This window comes from Thiohalocapsa sp., from assembly GCF_019695415.1.
Taxonomy (GTDB): Bacteria; Pseudomonadota; Gammaproteobacteria; order Chromatiales; family Chromatiaceae; genus Thiohalocapsa.
The window spans coordinates 1-1,671 of record NZ_JAIFKJ010000299.1 but is presented as its reverse complement, the minus strand read 5'-3'; the positions used below and the strand labels follow the sequence as shown (position 1 = coordinate 1,671).

General features: G+C 65.4%; 1 protein-coding gene. It reads right to left on the bottom strand.

All coding sequences use genetic code 11. The features are described from left to right. Positions 1–49: 49 nt before the first annotated feature. Complete coding sequence (locus I6U14_RS08660; RefSeq protein ID WP_296898505.1) at positions 50–1,408, bottom strand: sodium:alanine symporter family protein; 1,359 nt, start codon at positions 1,406–1,408, stop codon at positions 50–52. Positions 1,409–1,671 lie beyond the last annotated feature (263 nt).

Here is a 1,671-nt window from a genome sequence, read left to right as displayed (position 1 = left end):
GGCGGGGCGTCCTGCCCCGCACGGGAAGCGCCAATAAATCGGCGCTTCCCTAGCTCGCCTGCCGCGTTGCTGCCTGCTCGGCGAAAAAGTCTCGGGAGATCTTGAACACCACAGGGCTCAGCAACAAGAGCGCGACGAGATTGGGAATCGCCATCATGGCGTTCAGCGTGTCGGCGATCGTCCAGACCAGGTCGAGCCCCGAGAGCGCCCCCATCGGCAGCACCAGCACCCAGAGAACGCGAAAAGGTACGATGGCGCGAATGCCGAACAGGTACTCGGCGCAGCGCTCGCCGTAGACGCTCCAGCCGAGGATTGTGGTAAACGCGAACAACGCGAGGCCGAGCGTCACGACATAGGCGCCGGCGCCGGGCAATTCGTTGCCGAAGGCGGCTGCTGAGAGGGCTGCGCCGGTCTCGCCGGACTGCCATGCGCCAGAGACCACGATCACTAAGCCGGTGATCGTGCAGATAATGATCGTGTCGATGAAGGTGCCGAGCATGGCCACGGTACCCTGGCGCACAGGGCTGTCGGTCTCAGCCGCGGCGTGCGCGATGGGTGCGCTGCCGAGACCCGCCTCGTTGGAGAAGATGCCCCGGGCGACGCCCATCTGAATCGCCAGCATGATACCGGCACCGGCGAAGCCACCCACTTGGGCCGTCGGCGTAAAGGCATCCTGGACAATGGTCATAAAGGCCGCCGGCACCTCGCCAATGTTGAGCCCGAGGACCACCAGACCCGCGAGCAGGTAGGCCGTTGCCATCAGGGGCACGAGCTTGCCCGCGACTTGGGCGATCCAGCGAATGCCGCCGATCAGCACCAGCCCCACCGCGGTCATCATCACGGCGCCGGTGATGTAAAACGGCACCGAGAACTTGCTCTCCATCGCGTCGGCAACGGAATTGGCCTGCACGGCGTTGCCGATGCCGAAGCCCGCGAGCATGCCGAAGATTGCGAACGCCGTGGCGAGCCAGGCCCAGTTGCTCCCGAGCCCGTTGCGGATGTAATACATCGGCCCGCCGACGTGGTTGTTGTTCTCGTCCACCTCGCGGTAGCGCACCGCGAGCACCGCCTCGGCGTACTTGGTCGCCATACCCACCAGCGCTGTGATCCACATCCAGAACAGCGCGCCGGGGCCGCCGATGGCAATGGCGGTACCTACGCCGGCGATGTTTCCGGTGCCGATGGTGGCCGACAGTGAGGTCATCAGCGCGTTGAACGGCGTGATGTCGCCCTTGCCGAGCTCCTTGCGCCCCGCCCATAGCATACGGAAGCCAAAGCCGAGCTTGCGCAACGGCAGCAAGCCCAATCCAGCCGTCAGATAGAGGCCGGTGCCGAGGATCAGCACCAGCATCGGCGGCCCCCAGACGAGCCCGTTGACCAATCCAATAGCTTCGGAAATCTGTTCCACGCCTTGCCCCCGAATGACAACAATGGTTTCTGCATCGCGTGCGGCCATTGCCTTGCGCCCGCATGAGCCTCCCCGCAACGGCGACCTCCAAGCATCGGTCGGCCATCCGACGCCGGGTTAGGCCATGGCCCGGCGGCCCGTCCTATACCAGTGGCCCATGCCGGCCCCGCAAGCCCACGCTTAAACGAGGGCCCAAAAGCCCGGGCCACACACAGCGCACCGTCGCCCCGTAAACACAAGCGAGAACACTCGGCCCGCCACGG